This is a genomic window from Pseudoalteromonas sp. AOP7-A1-14 (assembly GCF_052376275.1).
In the GTDB taxonomy this organism is placed as follows: domain Bacteria; phylum Pseudomonadota; class Gammaproteobacteria; order Enterobacterales; family Alteromonadaceae; genus Pseudoalteromonas.
The window spans coordinates 1-1,951 of sequence record NZ_JBQSVO010000215.1; the positions used below are offsets into that span (position 1 = coordinate 1).

Genomic DNA, 1,951 nt, shown 5'->3' on the forward strand with positions numbered 1-1,951 from the left:
GATTCTTGCTTGTGGTCATCAATATGATGCGTCATTAAGAATCTGTTTACTTGCTCTATCGGTTCAAATGTAACTATCTTACCTGACGAATCTCTCCCCACCATATTCAACAGAGTAATTTTTTTTATATGTACAGGTGATACCTTAGAATATTCCACTGACAACTCTCCACAATCATTAACTGAAACCAATGGAGTTCTATAGGAATAGGGCTTTATTTCTGAGGTTCTAATTTCATAGGTAATGTTTGACAAGAGCGCTTACTTAGACAAATTAATAACTACCTATCATTATAATTGATATTCTCACCTTGTAAAGTGTACAGGTAATTATTTTAATTTAAAGTGTATGGGTGTACGTTTAAATCTTCAAACACTAAAATGTCATTTTCATTGGTTATCTGTCGTGAGATTTCGTGTGCAAAGTCGAGCCTTTGTCTTGAGATCTTACCGTGTAATTTATTGATGCGTTGTTTTGTTTTGTGCCAGCGATTTGAGCCTTTATTTCGGCGGGCAAGCTGACGTTGCAATTGATTTAATTTTGCTTTTGATTGCTTTAAAAACTTTGGATTCTCGGCCACGTAGCCGTTCGAGCCAACTACCGTTTGCTTTGAGTTAATGTCAAAACCTGTGATTGTTTTTAAAACGCGAAGCGCTGTTTTGCACTCCACTTCTTGAGTAATACTGCATTCCCATTTACCGTGGCGAAACTGAACAGTTACCGTTTTGATTTTGCTAGCCAGTTCGCGATGTAAAATGATAGGCACTTTACCAACTTTTGGAATACTGATAGTGCCATCTTCAATACGGATGCAATTAGAATTGTTTACCGCTCGAAATGAATCGTTGTGAAGTTCTTTCTTTTTGTATGAGATTTTATGCTTTGGAAAGCGCTGCAAACGGCCTTTCGAGATTGCGTTCTTTAACGCAGTTTCTAAGTCGCGAGCAACTTGCTGAGCTGCTGCCGAGTCAAAAGACTTAATCCACGTAAACTCTTCAAAAGGCTTTATTTCCTTAAGAAGCGAGGCCATATCATTGTAAAACAAGAATGTTTTATCGAACTCATATCGACGCATATTTTCAGACAGTAATAAGTTCCAAATACCACGCGCAGTCGCGCCAAACTCTATGAGTTTAGCTTCTTGTTCTGGCGTAGGATTCAGTCTGTAATTGTATCTAAGCGTCTTTTTCATATGCTGTATAGACTACTGTATATGAAAGGGTTGTCAAGATGGAATATGAAACTAAATCACACTGCAAATATCTAATAGCGTTACATTTAATCTTAGTTGTGAAATATAGAAGGCAATTGCTACAAGGTAACTTGGGTGAATTCGTAAAACAAAAAATTTCTGAAATTACAGAGCGCTCAGAATTTAATATTGAAGAGATCGAGGTAGACAAGGATCATATACACATATTGCTTACGATTTCCCCGACCATTTGTGTTGCGAGTTATGTTCGTAGAATTAAACAATCAACGACACAAAGCCTATGGTCGAGATTTAAGTGGTTGAAAAAGCAATTCTGGATTGAGAAAACCTTTTGGTCTGACGGGTATTTTGTTTGCTCAGTTGGAAATGCTTCTGCTGATACAATTCGAAAATACATTCAAAATCAGGGCTAGTTATTCCGATTAATCCCATCGACGCCTCTTCGCGTCGAGCAATGGGTTTTCTCGGAAGGATTCGATAAAAATTGACTAAAAACTTCTAACATAGACTTTTTTAAATAAATTATTTATTGAGGAAAATACGATTTCATTCGGTATATCGCTTAACTGATAACTAAAAGAAAGGAAATCGATATGCAATTCTTACATAGCCCTAAAATACTCACCTTATTACTCAGTGTTCATCTTGGGGTTACTAGTTTAGCAATGCCGATATTGTCACATGCGGCTAGTCCAATTACACATACATTTAATATTCCCGCGGGTAAACTTAATAATA

2 protein-coding genes are annotated in these 1,951 nt (G+C 36.7%); one reads left to right on the forward strand and one right to left on the reverse strand.

Translation table 11 applies throughout. The annotated features are described in order from the left end of the window. Positions 1-334 precede the first annotated feature (334 nt). Positions 335-1,192, reverse strand: a complete 858-nt coding sequence (locus ACT3RM_RS17630; protein ID WP_444511482.1) for an RNA-guided endonuclease InsQ/TnpB family protein — start codon at positions 1,190-1,192, stop codon at positions 335-337. A 38-nt stretch (positions 1,193-1,230) separates the two neighbouring features. Here ACT3RM_RS17630 and tnpA point away from each other — a divergent pair, with 38 nt between their 5' ends. After that, positions 1,231-1,626, forward strand: a complete 396-nt coding sequence (gene tnpA / locus ACT3RM_RS17635) for an IS200/IS605 family transposase (RefSeq protein WP_193051319.1) — start codon at positions 1,231-1,233, stop codon at positions 1,624-1,626. Positions 1,627-1,951: the final 325 nt, after the last annotated feature.

What these genes read in the sequence shown, in the direction of transcription:
- ACT3RM_RS17630 (WP_444511482.1), bottom strand. Translation starts at nt 1,192, where the DNA reads ATGAAAAAGACGCTTAGATACAATTACAGACTGAATCCTACGCCAGAA.
- tnpA (WP_193051319.1), top strand. Translation starts at nt 1,231, where the DNA reads ATGGAATATGAAACTAAATCACACTGCAAATATCTAATAGCGTTACAT.